General features: G+C 71.6%; 16 protein-coding genes. 9 read left to right on the top strand and 7 right to left on the bottom strand.

Annotated features, from left to right (window positions below; genetic code table 11):
* Positions 1–59: 59 nt before the first annotated feature.
* Genes ACFWY5_RS14430 through ACFWY5_RS14450 form a run of 5 tightly spaced genes read left to right on the top strand, consistent with a single transcriptional unit; the run spans position 60 to position 8350 of the window.
* Positions 60–1061, top strand: a complete 1002-nt coding sequence (locus tag ACFWY5_RS14430) for a hypothetical protein (protein ID WP_379632160.1) — start codon at positions 60–62, stop codon at positions 1059–1061.
* 11 nt (positions 1062–1072) lie between these two features.
* Positions 1073–3220, top strand: coding sequence for a hypothetical protein (locus ACFWY5_RS14435; RefSeq protein WP_379632162.1), 2148 nt, complete (start codon positions 1073–1075; stop codon positions 3218–3220).
* Positions 3217–5388, top strand: a complete 2172-nt coding sequence (locus ACFWY5_RS14440) for a hypothetical protein (RefSeq protein ID WP_379632164.1) — start codon at positions 3217–3219, stop codon at positions 5386–5388. The genes ACFWY5_RS14435 and ACFWY5_RS14440 overlap by 4 nt, the downstream gene beginning before the upstream one ends.
* 14 nt (positions 5389–5402) lie before the next feature.
* Positions 5403–7553, top strand: a complete 2151-nt coding sequence (locus tag ACFWY5_RS14445) for a hypothetical protein (RefSeq protein ID WP_379632166.1) — start codon at positions 5403–5405, stop codon at positions 7551–7553.
* The gene (locus ACFWY5_RS14450; protein WP_379632168.1) at positions 7550–8350 is read left to right on the top strand and encodes a hypothetical protein; all 801 of its coding nucleotides are present in this window, start codon (positions 7550–7552) and stop codon (positions 8348–8350) included. Before ACFWY5_RS14445 ends, ACFWY5_RS14450 begins: the two co-directional genes overlap by 4 nt.
* Here ACFWY5_RS14450 and ACFWY5_RS14455 read toward each other — a convergent pair.
* On the bottom strand, positions 8301–9518 hold the full coding sequence (locus ACFWY5_RS14455; RefSeq protein WP_379632170.1) for a hypothetical protein: 1218 nt from the start codon (positions 9516–9518) through the stop codon (positions 8301–8303). The genes ACFWY5_RS14450 and ACFWY5_RS14455 overlap by 50 nt on opposite strands.
* A complete protein-coding gene (locus tag ACFWY5_RS14460) occupies positions 9515–10615 on the bottom strand; it encodes a HesA/MoeB/ThiF family protein (protein ID WP_379609514.1) in 1101 nt (366 codons plus the stop codon). The genes ACFWY5_RS14455 and ACFWY5_RS14460 overlap by 4 nt, the downstream gene beginning before the upstream one ends.
* A 228-nt stretch (positions 10616–10843) precedes the next feature.
* Here ACFWY5_RS14460 and ACFWY5_RS14465 point away from each other — a divergent pair, with 228 nt between their 5' ends.
* Entirely contained in the window at positions 10844–13669 is a 2826-nt protein-coding gene (locus tag ACFWY5_RS14465) for a BTAD domain-containing putative transcriptional regulator (RefSeq protein WP_379632172.1), read from the top strand.
* Here ACFWY5_RS14465 and ACFWY5_RS14470 read toward each other — a convergent pair.
* The 3 genes from ACFWY5_RS14470 to ACFWY5_RS14480 form a co-directional block, all read right to left on the bottom strand.
* Positions 13666–15750 (bottom strand): RecQ family ATP-dependent DNA helicase, encoded by a 2085-nt coding sequence (locus ACFWY5_RS14470; protein WP_379632174.1) that lies wholly within the window; start codon positions 15748–15750, stop codon positions 13666–13668. The genes ACFWY5_RS14465 and ACFWY5_RS14470 overlap by 4 nt on opposite strands.
* 168 nt (positions 15751–15918) lie before the next feature.
* On the bottom strand, positions 15919–16809 hold the full coding sequence (locus ACFWY5_RS14475; RefSeq protein ID WP_379609511.1) for a glycerophosphodiester phosphodiesterase: 891 nt from the start codon (positions 16807–16809) through the stop codon (positions 15919–15921).
* 77 nt (positions 16810–16886) lie between these two features.
* Positions 16887–17381 (bottom strand): beta-class carbonic anhydrase, encoded by a 495-nt coding sequence (locus ACFWY5_RS14480; RefSeq protein WP_379609510.1) that lies wholly within the window; start codon positions 17379–17381, stop codon positions 16887–16889.
* 138 nt (positions 17382–17519) lie between these two features.
* Here ACFWY5_RS14480 and ACFWY5_RS14485 point away from each other — a divergent pair, with 138 nt between their 5' ends.
* Together ACFWY5_RS14485 and ACFWY5_RS14490 are read left to right on the top strand one after the other, a co-directional pair.
* The gene (locus ACFWY5_RS14485; protein ID WP_379609509.1) at positions 17520–17828 is read left to right on the top strand and encodes a hypothetical protein; all 309 of its coding nucleotides are present in this window, start codon (positions 17520–17522) and stop codon (positions 17826–17828) included.
* A gap of 40 nt (positions 17829–17868) precedes the next feature.
* Positions 17869–18255 carry a VOC family protein gene (locus ACFWY5_RS14490; RefSeq protein ID WP_379609508.1) on the top strand — a complete coding sequence of 129 codons (387 nt, stop codon included), beginning with the start codon at positions 17869–17871 and terminating at the stop codon, positions 18253–18255.
* On the opposite strand, the gene ACFWY5_RS14495 is transcribed toward ACFWY5_RS14490, so the two are convergent.
* Together ACFWY5_RS14495 and ACFWY5_RS14500 are read right to left on the bottom strand one after the other, a co-directional pair.
* Positions 18252–21287: a glycoside hydrolase family 3 N-terminal domain-containing protein gene (locus tag ACFWY5_RS14495; protein ID WP_379632176.1), complete on the bottom strand. Its 3036-nt coding sequence runs from the start codon at positions 21285–21287 to the stop codon at positions 18252–18254. The genes ACFWY5_RS14490 and ACFWY5_RS14495 overlap by 4 nt on opposite strands.
* 119 nt (positions 21288–21406) lie before the next feature.
* A complete protein-coding gene (locus tag ACFWY5_RS14500; protein WP_379632178.1) occupies positions 21407–23917 on the bottom strand; it encodes a DNA topoisomerase (ATP-hydrolyzing) subunit A in 2511 nt (836 codons plus the stop codon).
* A gap of 85 nt (positions 23918–24002) precedes the next feature.
* Here ACFWY5_RS14500 and ACFWY5_RS14505 point away from each other — a divergent pair, with 85 nt between their 5' ends.
* Positions 24003–24827 carry a TauD/TfdA family dioxygenase gene (locus tag ACFWY5_RS14505; protein WP_184974407.1) on the top strand — a complete coding sequence of 275 codons (825 nt, stop codon included), beginning with the start codon at positions 24003–24005 and terminating at the stop codon, positions 24825–24827.
* Positions 24828–24877 lie beyond the last annotated feature (50 nt).

Here is a 24877-nt window from a genome sequence, read left to right on the forward strand (position 1 = left end):
GGGTGGGGCGGGGGGGGGGGGGGGGGGGGGGGGCGCTCTTGCCCCGGGGGGTGGTGGTCGTGGGGCGGGGGCGGCCTTCCCCCCGGCGGCACATCGTGCTGGACCGCGACGACTTCCCGCTGCCACTGCGCGTGGTGCTGGCCTCCGACGCGCTGCTGGCGCTGGCGACGGTGGACGTGATCAGGCAGTCCGGCCGTACGGCGGCGCGGCTCGCACCGGGCACGCCCACGGTGGCGGTGCCCGACCTGCCCGGCGACCCGGTGGCCAGGCTGGTCATCCGGCCACTGGGGCGGGGCCGGGTGCTGGAACTGCCGGTGGACGACCGGCAGCGGCTCGACCTGGACCCGGCGGTGCTGCCGGGGTTCGGCGGGCACCGGGCGCGGCTGGTGGCCCTGCGTCCGCCGGTCACCGTCGAATGGGCGCCCGAGGCGGAGACGGAGGTGCGGCGGGTCCCGCTGAGCGTGGCCCGGCCGGAGGCGGAGATCGGGTGGACGGCGGACTCGCCGTTCCGGCCGGGCATGCGGTGGCGGGTGGCGCCGGGGCCGTGGTCGGAGCCGGTGGACGGGCCGGTCATCACCGTGGACCAGGCCGCCCCGGTCGTGGTGGACGGCGTCGAACTGGTGCCCGATCCGCGGGATCCGAGCGTGTGGGTCTATGTGCCGCCGGGGCCGTTCCTCGACCGCGAGCCCAGCCTCCTGGTGGCGGGCGAGACGGCGTTCCTGCAGCTCACCAGCCGGATCGACCTGCCCGAGCCGGCGAAGGCGGCGCTGCTGGGCGCACTGGCCGGGCGGGCCGGGCAGGTCCGCGCGCTGCCGGTCGAGGTGCCGCGCGTGGCACTGCAGGTGAAGGAGGACGGCGTCTGGCAGGACGTGGCCACCGGCGGCAGCTCGGGGTCGCCGCCCTGGCGGACCGCGCTGTCGGCCGTGCTCGGCCCTTCGCGGGCGGAGGCCGTGAAGGCGGCGTTGTCGGGGACGGCGGGGCGGGCGCGCCTGGTCGCCGAGCTGATCGAGTCGGACATCGTCCGCGTCCAGAGCCGCGATCTCGCGGATCTCATCAAGTAGGGAGAAAGCTCATGCTCTTGTTGCTCGAATCCATCCAGACCCCCGACGCCACCGTCTACCGCGACAGCGACAACCCGCTGAAGTTCTACGTCCTGCCGGAAGATCCGACGATGCGGATGGAGAACGGCAGGCCGGTCTTCAAATACCTGATCTACCGGACGCTCAAGCCCCTGCCCAACGGGGGCAACGGCGCGGCGCTGGTGTTCATGGACATCGAACTGGCGCTCAACGAGACCCAGACGGCCGCGCTCGCGGTCCTTCTGGCCGAGAAGGTCACGCAGGAACGCGGACCGGGCGCCCAGCCGGTGGACCCGAAGGCGATCGTCCTGAGCAAGCCCGAGTTCACCGCGGGCACCGTCACCGTGGACATGCTGGGCGGGTCCGGCAACCTCGTGCAGCGCGTCAACCACGCCGGCAAGCCGTCCATGTACGGCAACAACATCGTGGCCATCTCGGCCGAGCTGACCGAGTTCGGCGCGTCGATCTTCGAGGCCGCGATGAAGACCGCCGGCGCCGGCGGCGTGCGGGTCACCTACGACCTGTCGTTCGCCGCGCGGCTGCCCGAGGTGCGGGCCACGGGCCACTGGACGGCCAGCAAGTTCTACAGCTTCGTCCAGCAGGTCGACTTCGAGGAGAACTTCTGGTCCGAGGACGACTTCACCGAGAGCGTCGACGAGATCTTCATCAACTCCGAGTCGCGCGTCGTGGACATCGACCCCGGCGTGCTGCCGAGAGACCACCCGGTGCTCAACACGGTCAGAGGGCTGATGACCCAGCACCTCGACGACGCCATCAAGCGCAACCTCATCGAGGCCATCCCGCCCGAGAACCGCGACTTCTCCAAGGTCCGCGACGCCGACTTCGAGAACATCAAGCGCAGCGTCATGGTCAACAAGTCGTCGGACGTGTTCATCCAGTTCAGGGAGAAGCAGGTCACGACCGTGACCAAGGGTCCGCAGGCCAACGTCAAGTCGATCGTCGAGATGGGGCTGAAGTTCGAGGACTTCTCCCAGGAGGTGGACGCCGACCATCCGTTCCTGCGCCAGCTCAACCTCACCATCCAGGTCAACGCCGAGTTCGAGGTGCTGCCGATCTTCAGCGTGGACGTGACCGTCGACTTCCCGCCGCACACCGCCAAGCACGGGGTCAGGACGTTCACGTTCAAGAAGGCCGACGACGTGGGCAAGTTCGACGCGTTCCTCGACGGGCAGCCGAAGAAGTTCAAGTACCGCTACGTCGTCAACTACAAGGGCGAGAGCCGTACGTTCACCAGCCCGCTCATCGACCACGAGGGTGACGACCTCAAGATCAACATTGATGACCTCGGTCTCTGGATGGTCGACGTCGAGATCGGCGACATGAACTTCGACCAGGTCACCAAGGCCGTCCTGACGCTGCGGCACCCGGAGATCGCACCGGGCGACCGGCCGGCCAAGACGTTCCAGATCGACAAGAACTTCACCAAGCAGAGCGTCAAGGCGGTGCTGCTGCAGCCCGCGCAGCCGTATGGCGGGTCGCTGAAGTACTTCATGAAGGACGGCAGGGAGTTCGTGCGTGAGCTCGCCGGGCTGACCGACAAGACGTTCATCGTGGACGACCCGTTCTCGGCCAACAAGACCATCCAGGTACGCAGCAGGGGCGACTTCGAGCGTTCCATCGACACGATCTTCATCGACTTCGACTACACCGAGACGGGCAACGACTTCCAGCAGACCCCGTCGGTGATCATCGACAAGGGCAACCGGGGCGTCAACGTCAGCTTCCCGGTCATCGACGAGGCGAAGGGCAAGCTGACCTTCCGGGCGATCACCACCTTCCGCGACGGGCGCGTCTCCGACCCGGGACCGAAGGAGCTGACCGAGCGGACGCTGGTGGTCGGCGAGCAGGCCAACATCCTGAGCGTCACCGTGCTGCCCGACCTCATCGACTGGACCACGGTCAAGCTCGCCACGGTGGAGCTGACCCACGGGGCGGAGAGCGAGACGTTCGTCTTCCGCAAGGGCGAGGCCACCGAGCGGACCTGGGAGCTGGCGCTGCCCGACGGGGAGAAGAAGGAGTACCGCTGGTTCGCGAAGTTCTTCATGGAGAACGGGGACTCGGTCACGGACCGGTCGCAGGAGCCGGTGGACGACGAGAAGCTGGTCGTGGAACTGCCATGATCATCGAGGCTCCGCCGTACTTCATGATCGACGGTGTCACCGTGATGCGGGACCACTCCGACCCGCGCCAGTTCTACTACCTGCCGCTGTCGCCCTCCTTCCGGATGGAGGGCGGCGTGCCGGCGTTCAGCCTGCTGAAGTTCTTCTCCACCTCGGGGACGGGCGGCTTCGCCGACTTCGACGTGCACCTCGGCCTGGGCCCCCAGCAGTTCGCGCAGGTACGCGCGGAGGTCAAGCGGCTGGCCGGGCTGGCCGACGAGCCGAACCTGGCGCCGCTGCCGGTCTTCGACGGCGGCGTCACGCTGATGCTGTTCGGCCAGCAGAGCGGCGGGACCGGCGGAACCTTCGTCAAGGCCATCCGGCACGGCGGCAAGCCGTCCCTGTTCGGCGACAACAACGCCGCCTTCTCCGTCGAACTCGACGCGCGCGGCGTGGAACTGCTCGACCAGGCCATGGAGCTCACGCTGTCGCCCATCGGCGTCGTCTACCAGCTCGACTACCTGGCCCTTCGCCCCGCCTACCACGTACGGCTGAGCATCGACTGGAGCCGGGCCCAGGAGATCCTCGACGAGTCGTTCGGCCAGGAAGGCCTGTTCACCTCCGTCCAGATCCAGGACGTCATGGAGAAGCTGGAGGAGCAGCAGGCGATCGTCTTCGAGGTCGACACCACGGTCCCCGAGGACACCGAGTCCGGCACCTTCGCCGCCCGCAGGGACGCCGCCGCGGCCCGCGTCCGGGGCATGATCACCGACGCGTTCTTCGAGAGCTCGCTGGACCCGCTGCGCGAGCCGCCCGACGGCTGGGACCGGGCCCGTGAGGTGGTCCGCTCGTTCTCCCCCGCGCGCAGCACCCCGCTGGGCGTGTTCACCTACAAGAAGACCCACTTCACCAGGATCGACCGCAAGCGCCTGGACGTGAACCTGTCCGAACGCGCCACGGTCCGCCGCACGATCTACCCGCAGGGGCACCTGAGCGGGTTGTTCCGCGAGAGCGGCGGCGTGGACAGGACCAAGCACGTCAAGGTGATCAACGCCGACCATCCGTGGTTCCAGCGGCGCCGGGTCAAGGTCATCTCGCACGCCGACTTCGCCAAGGACCCGGTGCGCTCGATGACGGCCTTCCTCACCTACCGGGGCGAGGTCAAGAGCGTCCACCTCGACCAGGCCCGTCAGGAGGACACGGTCGAGTGGCTCTCCCACGTCGAGGACGGCAAGCTGATCGAACCGGTCGCCCTGCGCTTCGCCGTGGACCTCCACCCCGACCCGACCGGCGAGCGGCCGCACCGGCTGGAGTCGGAGACGACGCAGGTCACCGGCGAGACCGCGCCGATCCAGCCGCGGGCGCTGTTCGCCCAGGAGCAGATCCCGGTGCTGACCCGCGCGTCGTTCCCGTGGGAACGCTACCCGCTGGTGCAGGTGGAGCTGCGCTACGACGACCCGGGCCACGGCATCCGCCAGCACGACGTCGTGCAGCTCACGCAGGGCCACCCGTCGGACACCTGGGAACGGTTCCTGGTCGGCGAGCCCGCCGGGCCGGTCATGGCGCGGATCACCTACCGGGCCGCCGACAACCGCGACCGGGTCACGCCGCTCGCGCCGGTCACGCAGCCGCTCATCGACGTGCCCGACCCGTTCCCCGCCCGGCTGCGGGTGACGCTGACGCCCGTCCTGGACTGGACGCGGGTGGAACGGGCCTTCGTCGACCTGTCGTACGAGGACCCGGCCAACGGCATCCGGATCGGCGACTCGATCGAACTGGTGCAGGGGCAGCAGCCGCGGCAGTTCGTCGCCGACCGCCTGGACGTGACGGTCGAGCGGGTCGCCTACCGGGTCACGATGCTGATGCGCGACGGGAGCGTGGTCAAGGCGCCGCGGTCCAGCACCCTGCGTTCCCAGATCTTCGTCGGCCCGCGCGGGCAGCGGGCGATCGCGGTGCGGGCGCCCGGCGACTTCGACGGCCTCAAGCGGATCGAGGTGGCGGCCAGGACGCCCGGCGGGTTCTCCGACGCGTTCACCTTCGAGTCGGGTGGCGCCAGCGCCGTTTTCGACTACGAGTTCACCACCCAGGCGGACGACTTCTACGAGCTCAGGGTCGAGCGCTTCTTCACCAACGGGCTCAAGTCCACGCGCGACTGGCAGGTGCACGACACCGACGCCGTCGTCGTCTGACCGGGGAGGCCGGGATGTTGCAGTTGGGGTCGCAGACGTTCGAGGTCGACGGGGTCACGGTGTTCCGCGACCATGCCGATCCTGACCAGTTCTGGTATCTGGCGACGGAGGTGGTGCTGCGTACCCGCTCCGACGGGCGGGCGGCGTTCAGCTTCCTGCAGTACCGGCCCGACGTGAAGGACGCGGGGATCGAGGGCGGGGGCTTCCTCATGCTGGAGACGGCGGTGACCCTGCCCGCCGCCACCCGGAGCAAGATCCTGGGTCAGGCGCAGGCGCTGGCGGCGAACCCCCGGCTGGCGGCGGCGCCGGTGGAGGCCGGCAGCGTGCGGTGCCTGGCGCTGAACCTGGAGGGGCCCGGCGGGACCACGGCGCCGCCCGGCGCGTTCACGCCCGTGACGCGGATCATGGGCGCGGCCAAGCCGTCGCTGGTCGGGGAGGAGACTGCGGCCTTCTCCCTGGTGCTGGACGAGGCGGGGGCGACGATCCTGGAGGCGGCCTTCGCCAACGGGCTGACGCCGATCGGGGTGGTCTACGACCTGACGTACTCGGCGCTGACCCCGGATCTGCACGTGGAGATCACCGCGGACCTTGACCGGGTCTACACCCATTTCTCCGCCGGGCTGGAGGCGCAGATCTACTGGCTGCGGGTGGGGATCGACGCCGGGTTCGAGGAACTGGTCGCGAACGGGGCCATCACGATCAAGGTGATCGACTTCGAGGGGACCGGGGACCAGGCGGAGAAGTGGGCGCTCGACTTCTTCAAGACCGACCTGCTGTCGAAGTGGTTCGAGCCGTCGCTGTCGCTGGGCAAGCTGCAGGGCCCGACGCAACCGGAGGGGCTGGACGCCATCTTCGACCGGGCCAAGAAGCTCATCAAACCAGGAACCCCATCCGGCGGAGGCACCCCACCCGGCGGAACACCCCCAGGCGGCACCCCACCTGGCGGCACCCCGCCTGGCGGCACCCCGCCTGGCGGCACCCCGCCTGGCGGCACTCCTCCCGGGGGCACCCCGCCCGGAGGAACCCCGCCCGGGGGCGCACCACCCGGGGGGACGCCGCCGCCTCCGCCGCCGCGGCCCGCGCCCGGCCCCCAGGAGGGCGGCGCGGCGTCCATCCCGGCGCTGGTCTCCTTCAAGCTCAAGGTCCTCCGTCAGGAGGAACGCAAGAAGGTCACCCTCGTCTTCGAACGCCGCAAGGCCGTCAAACGCACCTACGCCCCCCAGGGCTTCGTCGGCCTCCTGCTCGACGACCTGGCCGACAAATCGTCGTATTTCCTGAAGGTTGATCTGGCCGACTCCTTCTTCAAGAAGATCGACGTCGACGTGGCCGCGCCCGTGGACTTCGCGGGCATCGGCCTGTTCGCCACCGACGTGGCCATCGACTACGGCGGCAACGGCCCCGAGGACTTCCGCCTCACCCAGGCCGCCCCCGGACCGGCCCGCTTCACCACGTTCCTGAACGCCGCCCGTGACCTCGACTTCACCGTCGGCATGGAGCACCACTTCCTCGCCAACTCCGGCTGGATCGGCGAGAAGCTCTCCTACCAGGTCCCGCCCCGGCGTACCAAGGACCGCACGCTCAAGGCCGACCCCCAGGACGACCTCGGCTTCCTCAAGCTGGAGATCTTCCCGAACCGCATCGACCCCGGCATCGTCGACGCCGTGGACGTGGACCTGCGCTACGACGACGGCCACACCTTCCAGCGCCGCGACATCTTCCGCGTCCGCCCGAAGGACGCCGCACAGCAGTGGCGCCTGCGCCTGACCAGGCCCGCGGAGAGGTCGTGGACCGCCCAGCTCACCCACCACCTGAGCGACGGCACCACCCGCGTCACCCCGGCCTTCTCCGGCGACGCCTCCTTCCTGCCGGTCAACGACCCCTTCCCCGACTCCCTCGACATCCTCGCCCTCCCCCTGTTCGAGCAGGGCACGGTCAGGATGGCCTTCCTGGAGGTGGAGTACGACGACCCGGCGAACAACTACCACCGGCGCGCCCGCCTGGAGATCCCCGGCAGCGCCGTGAGCCCGCTGCCCCTGCGCGTCGCGCTCGTCGACCCCGCACGGCGCGAGTTCCGCCACCAGGTCACGATCATCCGCCAAGACGGCGCGCTGATCCGCCACCCGCAGGCCCTGGGCGTGGACACCCTGATCGGGATCCACCTGTGAAAGCGGCCCTGCGCGCGATCGCCGGCCACGACCTGCCGCCGCTTCTGGACGACCTCCTCGACCGGCTGGCGGCCGGCCGCTGGCCGGAGGTGACGTGGCGGTGGAGCCGCCTGACGCCCTCGGGCTGCCCGGTGGAGCTGACGCCGGGACCCGACGGGCTGAGCTGGGCGGCGGAGGTGGCGCCGCCGGAGTTCCCCGACGCGGACCGGCTCGGTGAGGTGCTGCGCGTGCTGGAGGAGGCCGGGCAGCCCTGCCTGGAGCCGCTGCCGGGGCGGGTGGCTTCGGCCAGGTTCGGGGCGTGGATCGGGGGCAAGCCCGACGGGCGGCTCAAGGTGTACGCGGAACTCGCTGACGGCCCGCCGTACCCCATGCCGGAGCCGATCGCGGCGGTGGTGGCGAGGCTGCCGGTGGGCGCCCGCCCGCGCATGGCCGGGACGGAGCCGAAGACGGGCAAGACGGAGCTGTACTTCCGGCTGCCGATGCTGGACGACCCGCTGGATCTGCTGCCGGTGCTGCTGGAGAGCGGCCACGCGGCGGCCGTGCGCGCCCTGGAGGAACACCTCCCGGGCGGGCTCGGCCGCCTGCGCGGCCGGCGGCTCGGGCTGAGCGTCGCCTGGCACAGCGGGTCGCGGGGCAGGCCGCGGCTGGCGCTGTTCGCCTCTGCCAGAACACTCTTCCCTGAGGAACCCGAGCCGCACCCCGGCGTTCGCCGGGGCCTGGTCACGATGGGCCTGGACCCTGAGGGTCTCAGCCTTCCTGTGGTTGTGGCACTCTCGCCCGTCCCCGCGCGGCCCTGAGCCGTCCCGCCCAGTGGACCACGGCCATCGCGGCGGCGAGCGTCTCGGGACCGAGCAGCAGCGTGGCGCAGCCGAGCCGGTACCAGAACGTCACGGTGAGCGGGCCGAGCACGAGACCCTCGGCGGTCCATTCCAGGACGGTGACGATGACCGGCAGCAGCAGGAACCAGAACCAGGCCAGGACCCCGGCGAACCCGGCCAGCCAGACCCACCGGAACCACCGGGCGGCGCGGAGGTCGGCCGGTGCGGCGGCGGCCAGCTCCTCGGCCTGGGCCGGGGTCAGCCGGCCGAAGGCCCGCCGCAGCATGAGCGACTTGACCTCCCACAGGTTGCGGCAGCCGAGCCAGTTGACCAGGACGGCGTACAGGTCGGTGCGCATGAAGATCATGCACTGCCAGAGCAGGCCGGTGAGCTTCACGAACACCCAGACGGCGAGGGTGTCGTCGACGGGCTGCGGCGGGCCGGTCAGGCGGATGCCGAGCAGGACGGCGAGCGTGACCACGTCGATGGCCATGCCGCCGAGCAGCGGCCCGTAGCGTCTGCGCCGGGGAACGCTCCACACCTGGGTGAGGTCGGTCTCGAAGACCAGCAGCATCATGCGCCGGTCCACGCCGAAGCGGGACCTGATGCCGATCGCCCGCGCGGCCAGCCAGTGCCCGGCCTCGTGCAACGCCATCGACGCCATCGAGAACGGCACCAGCAGCAGCGCGCTCAGCCCGATGTCGGCCAGCACGAACGCGTCCTCGCCCGGCTGGGGGAAGAGGCGTGGTTCGACGACGAAGACGGCCAGGCAGAACACCGCGCAGGCGGCGTAGATCGTCCAGGCGACCGGGCCGAAGAACGGCCTGACGTGCTCCTCGCGTACGCCGCCGAGCCAGCGTCTGCCCTGGATGGGCGCGGTCTTGGGCGCCTCCTGTTGTTCGCCGTCGTCGACGAAGCCGAGTTCCTGGAGTACCTCGACGAAGGAGGGCACGTCCACGGGTTCGCCGGCGAACGCCTCGGCCTCGCGCGCCGCCTCCTCGGTGGTGGCGCCGCGCTGCAGGGCGGAGATGACGACGCCGCCGACCGCGGGGATGGTGATGAAGGTGCCCGATTCGGGGTCGCCGACCAGGACCTCCTCGCCTTCCTCGACGAGGCTCAGCGGGCGCAGCCGTACGGTCTGGGTCATGGGGTGCCTCTCCGCGGGGCGAGCGCGCAGGCCGGACAGCCGGGATCGGCCGGGAACGGCTCCCACACCGGCACCAGTCCCGTCCTGAGATCGAGCATCACGCGCGCCCCCGCGGCCCGAGGCGGCTCGAATCCGGTCAGGTAGCGCAGCGCCTCGTAGGCGATGAGCGAGCCCATCTGCGCGGCGATGGGGCCGATGAGCGCGTTGTTGAGCTGGAGCCCCTGGCTGAGCCGCTGGGCGACGCCGCCGGAGGTGGGCGAGCTGGGATCGGGCCGGTCGGACTCGTCGCACAGCAGGCACGGGCTCCTGCCGGGGTCGACGGAGCAGTACATCAGCTGCGTACGGCCCATGCCGCCGGCCACGAGCGGGATGCCGGCGCGAAGGGCGGCCTCGTTGACCCACAGGTGGGCGCCGGGTTCGCCGTCCAGGCCGCCCGCGATGAGGTCGACGCCGTCGGTGAGGTCCTTGAGGTCCTCGGGTCCGGCGATCCACCGGTCGACGGCGCGTACCTCGATGGCGGGGTCGTACTCGCGTACCCACTCCGCGGCCCGCTCGACCTTGGACCTGCCGATGTCGGCGTGGCGGTAGAGGAACTGGCGGGCGAAGTTGCGCGGGGCGACGTCGTCGCGGTCGACGATGGTCAGCCTGCCGACGCCGAGGCCGGCCAGCGACTGCACGACCGAGGATCCCCCGCCGCCGGCCCCGAGCACCAGCACGTGGGAACGGCGCAGCCTGCGCATCATCTCGGCCCTGGACACGCGCAGGCCGGAGAAGGCGCCCAGGAACGTCATGGTGGAGAAGTGGCGTTCGTCGGCCTCCGGGTCGCCGAGCCAGCGTTCGCCCGCGTCCTCCAGCAGCCCGAGCGAGTCGAGCCCGTCGAGTCCGTCGGCGACGTCGTCCTCGCTCAGCTCGACCCCGCGCGCCCGCAGCGCGGCCGACAGCCCGGCGGCGGTGGCGGGGCCCTTGGCCAGTTCGTCGAGGAGGGCGGCGACCTGGCCGCCGGGGTCGGCCAGCGTCAGCGCCTCCCGGGGATCGTGCACCAGGACGAGATCCTCGCCCAGGGACTCCCAGGCGCATTCCTTCAGAACGACTCGCACAGCCTCTCCTCGAAGGACGGTCAGAGCGGATCGGGCGAGGTAGCACCGTCCTCGCCCGATCGCGGTGAATCAGGCGTCCCGAACGGTGGCCTTGACGGCCTCGACCTTGCGAACCTCGATCTTCATGCGAACCTCCCTTCCCCGCGTCTCTACGTGATCAACAGTCCTGTGCAGCGCCACAAAAACGCCATAAAGTCACCACTGACGCCCCCATAACTGGAGGTTCATGTGGAATTCGGTATCCTCGGACCTCTTCTCATTTCCGGCGGCGGCGGCTCCGTCCAGCTCCCCCGCAAGCCGCGCGCCGTGCTCAGCGCGCTGCTCCTGCACCCCAACCAGATCGTCTCCAGGGACCGGCTCATCGCCGCCGTCTGGGAGCGGCCGCCGCGCTCGGCCGTGTCCAACCTGCAGACCTACGTCTCCCAGATCCGCCGCGCCGCCATCGACGTCGAGACGTGCGAGCCCGGCTACCGCCTGCGCGCCGACCCCGGGCGGCTGGACCTGCTGGCCTTCGGCGAAGCCGTACAGGGGGCCCGCGAGCACGCCGCCCGCGACGACCTGGCCGCCGCGCACGTGCTGTTCCAGCGCGCGTTCCGGCTGTGGCGCGGCCGCCCCGCCGAGGACGCGCCGCTGGCGCGCACCCTCGCCGCCCGCATCGCCGAACTGGAGGAGCAGGCCGACCGCGCCCGCGCCGACTGGACCGACGTACGGCTGGCGCTCGGCCACCACCAGGAACTGATCGCCGAGCTGTACGCCCGGCTGGAGGCCGACCCCCTGCGCGAACGCCCCTGGCGCCAGCTCATGCTCGCCCTGCACGGCGCCGGCCGGCGGGCCGAGGCGCTCGACGCCTACATCCGCGCCCGCAAGATCCTCGTCGACGAGCTCGGCGTGGAGCCCGGCCCCGAACTGCGCGAGCTGCACGGCGCGCTGCTCGCCGGCGAACAGGCCCACCCTCCGGTACGGCGGGCCGCCCCCGCCTGGACCGGCCTGTGCCAGCTCCCCGCCGACCTGGGCGACTTCGTGGGCCGGGCCGCCGAGCTGGCCACCGTGACCGGCGCCCTGGACATGGGCGGGTCCGCCCCGGCCATCGTCGTCGTATCCGGGCCGCCGGGGACGGGCAAGAGCACGCTGGCCGTACACGCGGCTCATCGGGTGCGTGAGCGCTATCCGGACGGGCAGCTGTTCGCCAGGCTCGGCGGCATGGACCCCGGCGACGCCCTCGCCGAGCTGCTCAAGGCGCTCGGTGTCGACGGCGAGATGCTGCCCGCGGCGACGGAGGACCGTGCGGCGATGTACCGGGCGCGGGTCGCCGACCGGGCGGTGCTGGTCGTGCTCGACGACGCCCGCGACGAGCTGCAGGTGCAGCACCTGCTGCCGGGCACGCCGCGCAGCGCGGTGATCGTCACCTCCCGCGGCCCGCTGGCCGCGCTGCCCGGTGCGACGGCGGTGCCGCTGGAGGTGCTGCCGTTCGAGGACGCGCAGCGGCTGCTGGCGGGGATCGCCGGGCGGGACCGCGTCGCCGCCGCCCCGGACTCGGCCGAGACGATCGTGCGGGTCTGCGGGCGGCTGCCGCTGGCCATCCGGATCGCCGGAGCGCGCCTGGCCACCCGGCCCGCCTGGCCGCTGGCCGACTTCGCCGAGCGCATCTCCTCGGCCAGCCTCGACGAGCTGCGCTACGGCCGGCTCGACGTGCGCAGCACGTACGCGATGGGCTTCGCGCCGCTGTCGATCGCGGCCAGGCGGGCGTTCCTGATGTTCGGCGTGACCGGGCTCGACAGCGTGGCCGACTGGTCGATGCGGGCGCTGCTCGGCCAGCCACCCCGCCTGGCCGACCAGGCGGTCGAGGACCTCGCCACCGCCGGCCTGATCACCGCCAGCGAGATCGACGGCGCCGGGCAGGCCCGCTACCGGATGCACGACCTGCTGCGCGACTTCGCCAGGGAACTGGCCGTGGACGGGCAGGCCGACGCGCTGCGCCGCCTGTCACAGGAGTCGCTGGAGCGCCTGATGGCCGCCACCACCGAACTGCCGCTGCCGCTCGTGCCCCCGGCGCCCGACGCGCTGCCCCGCACGCCGCCCGCCGGGCCGCGCCGCCGCGCCTGGCTGCTGGCCGAGCGCAAGACGCTGCTGGCCGTGGCGCAGGCCGCCGCCCCGTCCATGGCCGCCCGGCTGGCCGAGGTGATCACGCCGTTCCTGACCATCCGCGGCTTCCACGACGACGCCGACCGCCTGCTCAGCGCGGTCAGCGCCGGCGCCGACCGCAAGACCGCCCGCCGCCTGCGGCTCATGCGCGTCGACGTCGGCCTCGACCGGGGCCGGCACCGCGAGGTCGGGGCCGAACTGCGTGAACTCCTGGCCGCCGCCGAGGCCGACGGCGACCAGCACGAGGCCGCCTACGCCCTCACCATGCTCGGCACCTGCGCCGCCGCCGCGGGCGACCTCGGCCGCGCGCTCGCCCACACGACCCTCGCCGCCGACCGCTTCCTCGAGTACGGCGACACCAACGGCCTGGCCAACGCCTGGATCGCCATGTCCGTCATCCACCTGCACCAGGCCCGATGGCCCGAGGCGGCCGAGGTGTGCGAGCTCGGCCTCGTGCTGACCGGCGGCGCCCAGAACGCCCAGTACCACGCCGATCTCCTGCGCGGCCTCGGCATCGCCCGCTTCGAGATGGGCAAGGTCGAGAGCGCCATCGAGCACTACGAGGAGAGCCTGCGCCTGGCCCGCGAACTCGACTGGGCCAAGGGCGAGCGCATGACGTTACGCCGCCTGGGCGAGGCGCACGCGGCGCTCGGCCACTTCGAGCAGGCGACCGCGATGCTGGCCGAGTGCGGCAGGATGTTCGCCGCCGCCGGTGACGTGCACGGGGAGGCGCTGACCGAGTTCGCGCTGGGCGAGACCCGTCGGTGGCGCGGGGACGAACAGGCGGCCCTCGGCCACTTCCTGACCTGCGCCGCCCTGCTCGGCCCGCTGGGCGAGCCGACCTGGCGGGTGCGCACGCTCAAGGAGATCGCCCGCTCCCGCGCCGCCCTGGCCACCGCCGGGCGCGCCTAGGACGTGGTGGCCAGGACGAACGGCAGCACGGCGGGGGCGCCGGCGTGGCGGATCAGGGCGGCGCCCAGGGTCATGGTCCAGCCGGTGTCGACCCGGTCGTCGACCAGCAGCACGGGACCGCCGCACGCGGCGATCGCGGCCCCGAGCTCCTTGGGCATCGCCAGCGTCGCCCGGATCGCCTGCACCCGCTTGGCGCTGTTGAACTGGCTGCCCGGCGAGCCCGCCCGGTAGCCCAGCTCGCCCAGGTAGGTGAGCCGGCCGACCTGCGCCAGCCGTTCCGCGAACCCGCGCACCAGCGCCGGCCGCGAGCCCGACGGCACGCTGACCACGGCCACCGGCCGCTCGCGCCACTCCCACGCGGCCAGCACCTGCACCACGGCCTTGAACATCTCGTCGGAGACCGCCGCGTCGCCGCCGGCGAACAGCTCGCGCAGCCGGTTGCCCCATCCGATGTCGGTCAGCCGCCCGAGTGCGCGCCCCGGCTCGGCGCCCAGCTCGGGCTTGATCCGCCCGGACAGGTCGGACAGGCCCGTCGGCCACTGCTTGCGCGCCTCGATCTCCACGCCGGGCCGCCCGAGCCGCCGGCGGGCCGACTCGACCGCCTGGGCGCCGATCTCGGCCGAGCGGTGCTGCCCGGTGCAGTTGTCGCAGCGCCCGCACGGCTTGGCGGCCTCGTCGTCGAGCAGCTTGCGCAGGAACTCCTCGCGGCACTCGCCGGTGCTCTGGTAGGCGAGCATGGCGTCCTGCTCGGCCTTGCGCTCGGCGGCGATGCGCGAGTAGCGCTCGGCGTCGTAGTCCCAGGGCTCGCCGGTGGCCTCCCAGCCGCCCTTGACCCGGTGCACGGCCCCGTCGACGTCGAGGACCTTCAGCATCATGTCCAGGCGGCTGCGGCTGAGGTCGACCCGGCTCTCCAGCGCGGGCGTGGACAGCACGCCGCCGCTCTCCGCCAGCGCGGCCAGCGTCGCGCGTACCTGCTGCTCAGGTGGGAAGGCCAGCGAGGAGAAGTAGGCCCAGATGTCGCGGTCCTCGGTGCCGGGCAGCAGGATCACCTCGGCCCGCTCGACGCCGCGCCCGGCCCGGCCGACCTGCTGGTAGTAGGCGACGGGCGACTGGGGCGCGCCGACGTGGATGACGAAGCCCAGGTCGGGCTTGTCGAAGCCCATGCCGAGCGCGCTGGTGGCGACCAGCGCCTTGATCTTGTTGGTGAGCAGCGCCTCCTCGGCGGCCAGGCGCTCGGCCGGGTCGGTCTGGCCGGAGTAGGCGGCCACCTCGTGGCCCTGCTCGCGCAGGTAGCCGGCGATCTCGTGGGCGGCGGCGACGGTCAGCGTGTAGACGATGCCGGAGCCGGGCAGCTCGTGGAGGGTCCGCGCCAGCCAGGCCAGCCGCTGCTCGGCCGTGGGCAGCTTGACCACGCCGAGGTGGAGGCTCTCGCGCTCCAGCGGCCCGCGCAGCACCAGGGTCTGCTCGCCCATCTGCTCGGCGACGTCGCGGGTCACGCGCGCGTTGGCGGTGGCCGTCGTGGCCAGCACCGGGATGCCGGGCGGCAGCTCCTCGAACAGCGTCGCCAGCCGCCGGTAGTCGGGCCGGAAGTCGTGGCCCCAGTCGGAGATGCAGTGGGCCTCGTCGACCACGACGAGCCCGGCGCTCTCGGCCAGTTCGGGCAGGACGTTGTCGCGGAAGTCGGGGTTGTTGAGCCGTTCGGGGCTGACCAGCAGCACGTCGACCAGGCCGTCGGCGACCTGCTCGTAGATCCGGCCCCATTCCTCCGGGTTGGCGGAGTTGATGGTGACGGCCCTGATCCCGGCCCGCTCGGCGGCGGCGATCTGGTTGCGCATGAGCGCCAGCAGCGGCGAGACGATGACCGTGGGCCCCTCGCCCAGATCGCGCAGCAGCCCGGTGGCCACGAAGTAGACCGCCGACTTGCCCCAGCCCGTGCGCTGGACCACCAGCACCCGCCTGCGGTCGACGACGAGCGCCTCGATGGCGGACCACTGGTCGTCTCTGAGGCGCGCGTGGTCCCCCGCGAGCGCCCTGAGTCGCGTCTCGGCCTCTTCGCGCAGCGCGGCGGTGTCGTCAAACATGCTGTCCTTGTTACCAGTCCGCGCCGACGAAATCACATCGACTCCTCGTTACGGCCCAGCCACCCCACCCCCACCCGCCGCACGGGGCGGGCCCCCGTCCAGGGAGACGCTCCTCCGGCGAGACGGGGCGGGCCGCCGTGACGCGCGCCCCGCCGGCCCCCGAAGTGGTCAGAGCAACGGCACGACAGGCCTGGTCACAAGGGGCAGCCCGGTCCCCACCACGGGTGTGGGAACCGGCGCCGGAGCCGTGGGAGCGGGCGTCTCGGGAGGGCAGACCCGCCTGTTCGTCATGGAGACCAGCTCGGGCGGCGCGGTGAAGCACACGTGGGTCTCCAGTGCCCGCCGCAGCGCCTTGGGCCGGTTGGTGATCAGCCCGTCCACCCCGGCCGCGACGACCCGGCGCAGGGCAGGGCGCCGGTTCACGGTGAAGGCGAGCACCTTGAGACCCAGCCGGTGCGCCCGGCGGACGTAGGCGGGGGTCATGGCGCGGTGTTTGACGCTCACGTACTCGGCGTACTCGGCGATGTCGGTCAGCTCGGCCGCGGCCGGCGACCTGCTGAGGACCGCCCGCTCTCCCCTGGCCTGGAACTTCTTGATGAACTGCCAGTCGAAGCTCTGCACGATCGTCAGCGGCGGCGCGAGCGCCATCAGCCCGGCCAGGCGCTCGGCCACCTCGGGCGCGTCGGCGGGGTGCTTGACCTCCAGCAGCAGCCCGGGGCCGCCCTTCATGGCCTCCAGGACGGCGCGCAGCGTCGGCACCCGTTCCCCGGCGAACTTCTGGTCGAACCAGGTCCCGGCGTCCAGCCTGCTGATCTCCTCCAGCGTGAAGTCCCGCACCCGCCACGGGGCGCGGTCGGGGAAGACCTGCTCGACGTCGGTGGTGCGGGCCAGCGACGCGTCGTGGATGACCACGAGGTGGCCGTCCTGGGTCTGGTGGACGTCCAGCTCGTAGAGATCGGCGCCGGCGGTGCCGGCGGCGCGGAAGGCGGCCAGGGTGTTCTCGGGCGCCACCTTGGGAGCGCCTCGATGGGCCACGATCAGCGGGTCCGGATCAAACATGATCCCTATTCGAGCGCATCCGGCGATCTTTGCCCGGTAGGACATGCCGTAGCGGTCGAATAGGGCATTTGTCCAGGTCAGAGCTCCACGGGCTGCAGCTTCCCGGTGTGGACGTCGTAGATCGCTCCGCCCACCGGCAGCGGGTGCGGGAAGAACGGGGTGGTCCTGATCCGGGTCAGGTCGTGCCGCAGGGCCTCCCGCTGGTCGGGGACGGTGTGGAACTCCAGGCTGCGGGTGTCCACGCCCTGCTTCTGTGCGAGGGCGTGCACGTCGTCGTCGGAGACCTTGGACATGCCGCAGTCGGTGTGCGGCATCACCAGGACGCGCTCGACGCCCAGGAGGAAGACCGCCAGCACCAGGGTGCGCAGGACGTCGTCGGTGACGCGGGCACCGGCGTTGCGCAGGATCTTGGCGTCGCCCGGCACCAGGCCGAGCAGCCCCAAGGGGTCGATGCGCGAATCCATACACGTCACCACCGCGAGCCCGCGGGCCGCGCTTCCGGTGAGGTCGGAGCCGGTGAAGCCGGCGGCGTACTTGGCGTTGTCGGCCAGCAGGTCGTCGAATTCACTCATGAGTCAGATGATGCCGCACACGCGTTTCATGAGTATTTCCGGGGTGCCCAGCAGGGTGAAGTTGGCGAACATCCCACGATCACCCCTTACTCTTTGTGATGATGCTGTAGCCGCACGTGAGTGATTGAGAAGGTTGCCGTGAGCCGGTCAGAAACCCTCGCCGCCTATCTGCGTTCCCAGGCGCGCCGCCGCCTCGACCGGGTGGAGTCCAACGACGAGGGCAGGAACGCCCGCGGCGCGCTCGCGCTCTTCGACGCGGCCGCGTACGCGGCCAGCCTGCCCGACGACGACCCGCTGATCGCCATGCTCGACAAGGCCGGCTGCTACGGCCCGCTCGGTTGCGAGGACTTCGACCCCGGCGAGGCCGGGGCCCGCCTGATCCGCGACTGGCAGGCCGGTGAGCCCCACGAGCTCCTGCTGGCCCTGCCCGCCACCGTCACCGCGTGAGCCAGGTGTCGGGCGCCGAGGATGAGGTAGAAGTCTGGGCATGACAGGCATCGCCAGATTCCGCACCACCGTGCTCGACTGCCCCTCGCCCATCGAGCTGGCCCGCTTCTACTCCGAACTGCTCGGCTGGCGTGTCGTCAGCGAGGAGGACGAGACCTGGGTGGTCGTCACCGACGGCGGCCCGCCCGCCCGGCTGGCCTTCCAGCTGGCCGAGGACCACCAGCCGCCGGACTGGCCGGACCCCGCCCGGCCCCAGCAGTTCCACCTCGACGTCACCGTCGACGACCTGGACGTCGCCGAGGAGCAGGTCCTGAAGATCGGCGCGCGCAAGCACGAGTACCAGCCGAGCGAGGACGACACCTTCCGTGTCTTCCTCGACCCGGCCGGTCACCCGTTCTGCCTGTGCGTGGGCGAGACCTCGGACTAGCCCGCGAGCAGTTTCACGGCACCGGTCAGGTCGCCCGCCGCGAGCGCCTGGTCGGCCAGCGCCTGCGCCGCCGGGTCGTGGCCGGCCGCCTGCGCCGGATCTCTGGCCACCGAGACGAGCGCGTCGCCGTGCGCGTAGGTGTCGGTACGCGACCTCTCCAGCAACGCGGCGGCCACACCCACCGCCCGCAGCACGGTACGGCCGTCGCGCACCGACCCGTCGGCGTTCCAGTGGCGCTCGGGCAGCACCGCGCCCAGCACCGCAGCGGCCGCCTTGGACAGCCCGTCGCCCCTGCTCAACTGCTCACGCAGGGCCGCCAGCCGCGTACGCGCCCGATCGGTGCGCAGCCCGAACCCATAGGGGAACAGCGGACGGTACACCGGATCTCCCACGTTGATCGGCACCTGCTCCATCGAGGCGGGCCAGGTGAAGGGCAGCCGTCCCGTGTACGGCGCCGCGCCGAACATCGGATCCGACACCCCGGCCCCCTCGGTCCCCGGCAGCCAGGCGGCCACGACCGCCTCGACGCCCGACAGGTCGCCGAGCAGCAGCGGCCGTCCCGACACCACCACGACGACGCAGCGCAGCGCGCCGCAGACCGACGCGACCGCCGCCTTGTCGGCAGCCGACAGCTCAAGGGTGCGCCCCTGGCGCCCGACGTCGCCGATGCCCTCGGCGTACGGCGTCTCGCCCACGACCACGACGCCCACGTCATGACCGGCGGTCGGGGCGGAGGCGTCGGCCGAGTAGGTGACGGAGGAGGCCCGGCCGCGGATGCCCTCCAGGATGGTGGTGCCCGGCGTGGTCGGTCCTGAGGCGCCCTGCCAGCTGATCGTCCAGCCGCCGGACTGGTTGCCGACGTCGTCGGCGTTGGACCCGGCCACGTACACCTTGGCGGTCCGGGGCAGCGGCAGCACGGCGCCGTCGTTCTTCAGCAGGACCTGCGACTTGGCGGCGGCCGTACGGGCGAGCGCTCGATGGCCGGGCGAGCCCACGGCGGCCAGGCCCGAGCGGTCGGCGAAGGGGCGCTCGAACAGTCCCAGCCGGAACTTCTGCGTCAGGATGCGGCTCACCGCGTCGTCCACGCGCGCGAGCGTGACGCGGCCCTCGGTCACCTCGGCGGTGAGCGCGGCCACGAACTGCGGGTACGCGTACGGCACCATGATCATGTCGAGCCCGGCGTTGATCGAGGTGCGCACGTCGGACGGGTAGTCGCCGGGGATCTGGTCGATCGCCGCCCAGTCGCTGATCACGAAGCCCTTGAAGCCGAGCCTGCCCTTCAGCACGTCGGTGATCAGTTCGCGGTGGGCGTGCATCTTGGTCGGGCCGACGCTGGAGTAGGACGGCATGACGCTGCCCACGCCCCGCTTGATCGCCTCGGCGAACGGCGCCAGGTGCAGCGCCTCCAGTTCTTGCCGGGTTCCGGTGAAGACGCCCTGGTCGATGGTGTAGTCGCCGGTCGAGGAGGTGCCGTAGGTTGTGCCGCCGTCGGCGACGTAGTGTTTGGCGGTGGCCAGCACGCCGTGGTCCTGCAGGCCGTCCACGATCGTGGCCATCCGGCCGGCCAGCGCCGGGTCCTCGCCGAACGACTCGTAGGCGCGCCCCCACCGCTCGTCCCGCGAGACGCACAGGCACGGCGCGAAGTCCCAGGGGATGCCGGTCGCCTTGACCTCCTTGGCGGTGATCTCACCCGTCTTCTCCACCAGGGCCGGGTCACGCGTGGCGCCCAGGCCCACGTTGTGCGGGAAGATCGTCGCGCCGATCACGTTGTTGTGCCCGTGCACCGCGTCCACGCCGTAGATGAGCGGAATCTGCAGCCGGGTCTGCCGCGCGCGCAACTGGAACCCGTCGACCATGTCGGCCCAGCCCTTGGGCGTGTTCACCGACGGCGCCGAGCCCCCGCCCGACAGCAGCGATCCGAGCAGGTACTCGGCGATGTCGTCCTGCTTGCCCAGCGCGCCGCGCTCGGCCTGCGTCATCTGCCCGGCCTTCTCGGCCAGCGTCATGCGCCCGAGCAGGTCACGCACCCGCTCCTTCACGCTCCTGCCCTTGTCGAGGTACGGCAGGCCGTGCGCGTTGACCACGATCGCGGGCTCGTCGGCGGGCGGCCTGACACCCTCACCCGACAGCACGACCGGGATCGTCTCGGCGACCTCGGCCTGCCGGTCGGCGAGCGTCCTGACGGTGAACGCCTTGGCCGTGCCGGAGGCGGTGCCCGCGGGGAAGGTGAGCACGCCGTCGGCCGGGGTGTAGTCCTGGCCGGGGGTGGCGGTGCCCGCGCCGGTCCGGTACGTGACGTTGGCGTCGGCGGGCAGCGGCTTGCCGTCGGCGGTGGTCACGGTGACCTTGACCTCGGCGCCGCCCTTCTCGTTCACGGGGTAGACCGGGGCGTCGGTGCTCAGCCTGACCGGTCTGGGGGGCGCGGTGCCGTACACCTGGACGTCGTCGAAGACGAGGGTGCCCGAGGCGGTGGGGAAGCGGATCGCGTACCCCCACATCGCGACCAGGTCCAGTTCGCCGTCGGTGGGGGCGCCGCCGGGCTGGTAGTCGCCGCGCCGGACGAAGCCGGCGAACGGGACCTGGATCTGCCGCCAGCCCGCCGTGTCGTCGGTGAAGGACGACTCGAACAGCTCGGCGCTGCCCGCGCCGGCGCCGCCGTCCTTGACCTCGAAGAACACCCGCTGGCCCGAGGCGGTGCCCTTGACCCAGAAGGAGAAGCCCGAGTAGGGCGACCAGTCCTGGGTGGCGGCCAGGTCGTGTGACCAGCCGCCCCACTGGCTGACGGTGTACTCGGCGTTCAGGGCCCGGTTGGTGCTCGCCGCGCCGGGCCGGTCGGGCGCGGCGGCGATCGCCAGCCGGGGCGTGGAGGCCGCGTCGTTGCCCCACGGGTAGACGCCCGCGGGGACGGTGTCGGACTCGAAGTCGGTGACGTCCAGCGGCTCCGCCGCCGCCTGCGCGGGGGCGGCCAAGAGCGTGGCGCCCAGCAGGGCTAAGAGTGCGAGAAAGCGCGTTCTGCGGCGGTGGGGGGTCACGACGCCTCCAGGATCTCGACGAGACCCCATAGTGACCCGAATCGCCAAGCCAGGCTAGAGAGCGCTCTCTCCGATTTCTGACCGGGCTTTGCCCTCGGGTGAGGGCAAAGCCGGGCGGGTCAGAACAGCTCTTCGGCTCCCGCCTGGGCGGGGGGCTGCGTGGCGGGCGGAGTGTCGGCGGCCAGGGAGCCGCCCACCGCGCCGATCGTGTGGGTCAGGCGCAGGCCGGAGCCGTCGCGGCGGCTGATCTCCTCGGGCAGCGGGATGGGCTTGCCCGTCGCCGAGACCGCCTTGGCCGGCGCGGGGCCGACCCAGGCGAGCAGCAGGACGTCCTCGCCCTTCAGGAAGCGCTGGGCGCGTACGCCGCCGGTGGCGCGGCCCTTGGCGGGGAACTCGGCGTAGTCGGAGACCTTGCCGCCGCCCACCTGGGTGCCGGGCAGGGCGGTGGCCGATCCCGCGACCGTGACCACCTGGGCCGGGCGGGACGGGTCGACGGCGCCGAAGAAGATGACCCTGGCGTCGCCGTCGAGCCTGATGCCCGCCATGCCGCCCGCCGGCCGGCCCTGGGGGCGTACGGAGGAGGCGGAGAAGCGGAGCATCTGCGCGTCGGAGGTGACGAAGACCAGATCGGCGTCCTCGGAGTCGAGTTCGACGGCGCCGATCACCTGGTCGCCGTCCTTCAGCGTGATGACCTCGAAGTCGTCGCGGTTGCCCGGGTACTCGGGCACGACCCGCTTGACCACGCCCTGCGCGGTGCCCAGCGCGAGGCCGGGGCTGTCGGGGTCGAGCGAGCCCAGGCCGACGACGCTCTCACCGGAGTCGAGCGTGATGAACTCGGCCACCGGATGCCCGCCGGACAACGACGGCGGGTTGGCCGAGGGCGGCAGCGTGGGCAGGTCGGCCACGGCCACGCGGACCATGCGGCCCTCGGAGGTGACGACGCCGACGCTGCCGAGCGCCGTACTTCGCACCGCCGAGACCAGCACGTCGTGAGCGGTGCGCTCGCCTTCGCCGGGCAGCGCCGTGGCGTCGGGGGTACGGGCCAGCAGCCCGGTGGACGACAGCAGCACCAGGCACGGGTCGTCGGCGATCATCAGCGACGCCACCGGCGTGCGGGCCACTCCGGCCGACTCCAGCAGCACGGTACGGCGCGGCGTGCCGTACTTCTTGGCCACCTCCGCCAGCTCGCCGGAGACCACCTGACGCAGCCGCGCCTCGGAGCCGAGGATCTCGCTGAGCTCGGCGATCTCCGCGCTCAGCCGCTCCTTCTCGCTGTCGAGCTCCAGCTTGTCGAAGCGGGTCAGGCGGCGCAGCGGCGTGTCGAGGATGTAGGCGGCCTGGATGTCGGTCAGCTCGAAGACGTCCATCAGGCGCTGGCGGGCCTGACCGGAGTCGTCGGAGGAACGGATGACCTGGATGACCTCGTCGATGTTGAGCAGCGCGATGATGAGGCCGTCGACCAGGTGCAGGCGCTCCTGCCGCTTGCGGCGGCGGTACTCCGAGCGGCGGCGCACGACCGTGATGCGGTGGTCGACGTAGACCTGGAGCAGCTCGCGCAGGCCGAGCGTGCGGGGCTCGCCGTCGACGAGCGCCACGTTGTTGATGCCGAAGGTCTCCTCCATCGGCGTCAGCCGGTAGAGCTCCTCCAGCACGGCCTCGGGGACGAAGCCGTTCTTGATCTCGATGACCAGGCGCAGGCCCTTGTGCCGGTCGGTGAGGTCCTTCAGGTCGGCGATGCCCTGGAGCTTCTTGCTGGTCACCAGGTCCTTGATCTTGGTGACCACGCGCTCGGGGCCGACGGCGTAGGGCAGTTCGGTGACGACGATGCCCTTGCGCCGCGGGGTGATCTGCTCGACCGTGCACTTGGCGCGCATGCGGAAGGTTCCGCGGCCGCTCTCGTAGGCGTCGCGGATGCCCTGCAGGCCGATGATCGAGCCGCCGGTGGGCAGGTCGGGGCCGGGCACGTACCGCATCAGCTCGTCGAGCGAGGCGTCCGGCTTCTTGATCAGGTGGCGGGCGGCGGCGACGACCTCGCCGAGGTTGTGCGGGGCCATGTTGGTGGCCATGCCGACGGCGATGCCGGTGGTGCCGTTGACGAGCAGGTTGGGGAAGGCGGCCGGCATGACCGTGGGCTCGGTCTCCTGGCCGTCGTAGTTGGGCTTGAAGTCGACGGTGTCCTCGTCGAGCGACTCCACCATGAGCATGGCGGCGGGAGCCAGCCTCGCCTCGGTGTAGCGCATGGCGGCCGGCATGTCGTCGGGCGAGCCGAAGTTGCCGTGGCCGTCGACGAGCGGCAGCCGCATCGAGAACGGCTGCGCCAGGCGCACGAGCGCGTCGTAGATCGCGGAGTCGCCGTGGGGGTGGAGCTTGCCCATGACGTCGCCGACGACGCGCGAGGACTTGACGTGCCCGCGGTCGGGGCGCAGCCCCATCTCGCTCATGGAGTAGAGGATGCGGCGCTGCACCGGCTTCAGACCGTCGCGCGCGTCTGGCAGCGCGCGTTGGTAGATGACCGAGTAGGCGTACTCGAGGAAGCTGGTGCGCATCTCGGAGGAGACGTCGATGTCGACGATCCTCTCCTCGAAGTCCTCCGGAGGCGGGGTCGTGGTGCGTCGGGCCATGTCGAACATTTTGACGGAGGATCGGGGGTGTCCGCGACTCAATGGGCAGACGAGTATCTTGACCAAGCAGTTGCTTGGGACGTACGTTCAGGCCATGATTGAGTTTCACCCTGTGACCAAGCACATCGGCGCCGAGGTGACCGGGGTCGACCTGCGCAAGCCGCTGGCGCCGGAAGAGGTGGCCACACTCCGCGAAGGCTGGCTGCGCCACCTCGTGCTGTTCTTCCGCGACCAGCACATCGACGACGACCAGCACCTGCAGTTCGCGCTGAACTTCGGCACGCTCAACCATCCGGCGTTCAAGAAGGACTCCAGCAGCCCGATCCACGTGCTGGACCAGACCGACCCCAAGGGCGAGGGCGGCGACGAGTGGCACAGCGACAACACCTTCGAGCCCACGCCGCCCATGGGCTCGCTGCTGCGCTGCGTCCAGTTGCCGAGCGTCGGCGGCGACACCTGCTGGGCCAACACCTACCTGGCGTACGAGACGCTGTCGCCGTCCCTGCAGCGGCTGTGCGACGAGCTGACGGCCGTGCACGACATCACGATGTCGATGAAGAAGGCCATCTCCAAGGGACACCCCTTCGATCTTGAGGAGATCCAGGCCAAGTGGCCGCCGATCGAGCGGCCGGTCGTCCGCACCCACGCCGAGACGGGACGCAAGGCGCTGTTCGTCAACCGGGCCTCGACCACCCGCCTGGCCGGGCTGACCGACCGGGAGAACGAGGCGCTGCTACCACTGCTCATCGACCACATCCGCTCCCCCGAATACCAGGTACGCCTGCGGTGGCGGCCGGGCACGATGGCGTTCTGGGACAACCGGCCCACCCAGCACTACGCGGTGGCCGACTACACCGAGCGCCGCCGGATGCACAGGGTCACCGTCAACGCCTTCCCCGAACACCAGGACGGCGCCTAGGAGCCCCCTTCCCCCAAGGGCGCCCTTGACCCTAGAATGAGTTAGGAAAC

Origin of the sequence: Nonomuraea sp. NPDC059007 (assembly GCF_042740555.1) — a bacterium.
Classification (GTDB): Bacteria; Actinomycetota; Actinomycetes; order Streptosporangiales; family Streptosporangiaceae; genus Nonomuraea.

What these genes read in the sequence shown, in the direction of transcription:
- ACFWY5_RS14470 (WP_379632174.1), bottom strand. Translation starts at nt 15,750, where the DNA reads ATGTTTGACGACACCGCCGCGCTGCGCGAAGAGGCCGAGACGCGACTC.
- ACFWY5_RS14475 (WP_379609511.1), bottom strand. Translation starts at nt 16,809, where the DNA reads ATGTTTGATCCGGACCCGCTGATCGTGGCCCATCGAGGCGCTCCCAAG.
- ACFWY5_RS14500 (WP_379632178.1), bottom strand. Translation starts at nt 23,917, where the DNA reads ATGTTCGACATGGCCCGACGCACCACGACCCCGCCTCCGGAGGACTTC.
- ACFWY5_RS14435 (WP_379632162.1), top strand. Translation starts at nt 1,073, where the DNA reads ATGCTCTTGTTGCTCGAATCCATCCAGACCCCCGACGCCACCGTCTAC.
- ACFWY5_RS14490 (WP_379609508.1), top strand. Translation starts at nt 17,869, where the DNA reads ATGACAGGCATCGCCAGATTCCGCACCACCGTGCTCGACTGCCCCTCG.
- ACFWY5_RS14455 (WP_379632170.1), bottom strand. Translation starts at nt 9,518, where the DNA reads ATGACCCAGACCGTACGGCTGCGCCCGCTGAGCCTCGTCGAGGAAGGC.
- ACFWY5_RS14480 (WP_379609510.1), bottom strand. Translation starts at nt 17,381, where the DNA reads ATGAGTGAATTCGACGACCTGCTGGCCGACAACGCCAAGTACGCCGCC.
- ACFWY5_RS14440 (WP_379632164.1), top strand. Translation starts at nt 3,217, where the DNA reads ATGATCATCGAGGCTCCGCCGTACTTCATGATCGACGGTGTCACCGTG.
- ACFWY5_RS14445 (WP_379632166.1), top strand. Translation starts at nt 5,403, where the DNA reads ATGTTGCAGTTGGGGTCGCAGACGTTCGAGGTCGACGGGGTCACGGTG.
- ACFWY5_RS14505 (WP_184974407.1), top strand. Translation starts at nt 24,003, where the DNA reads ATGATTGAGTTTCACCCTGTGACCAAGCACATCGGCGCCGAGGTGACC.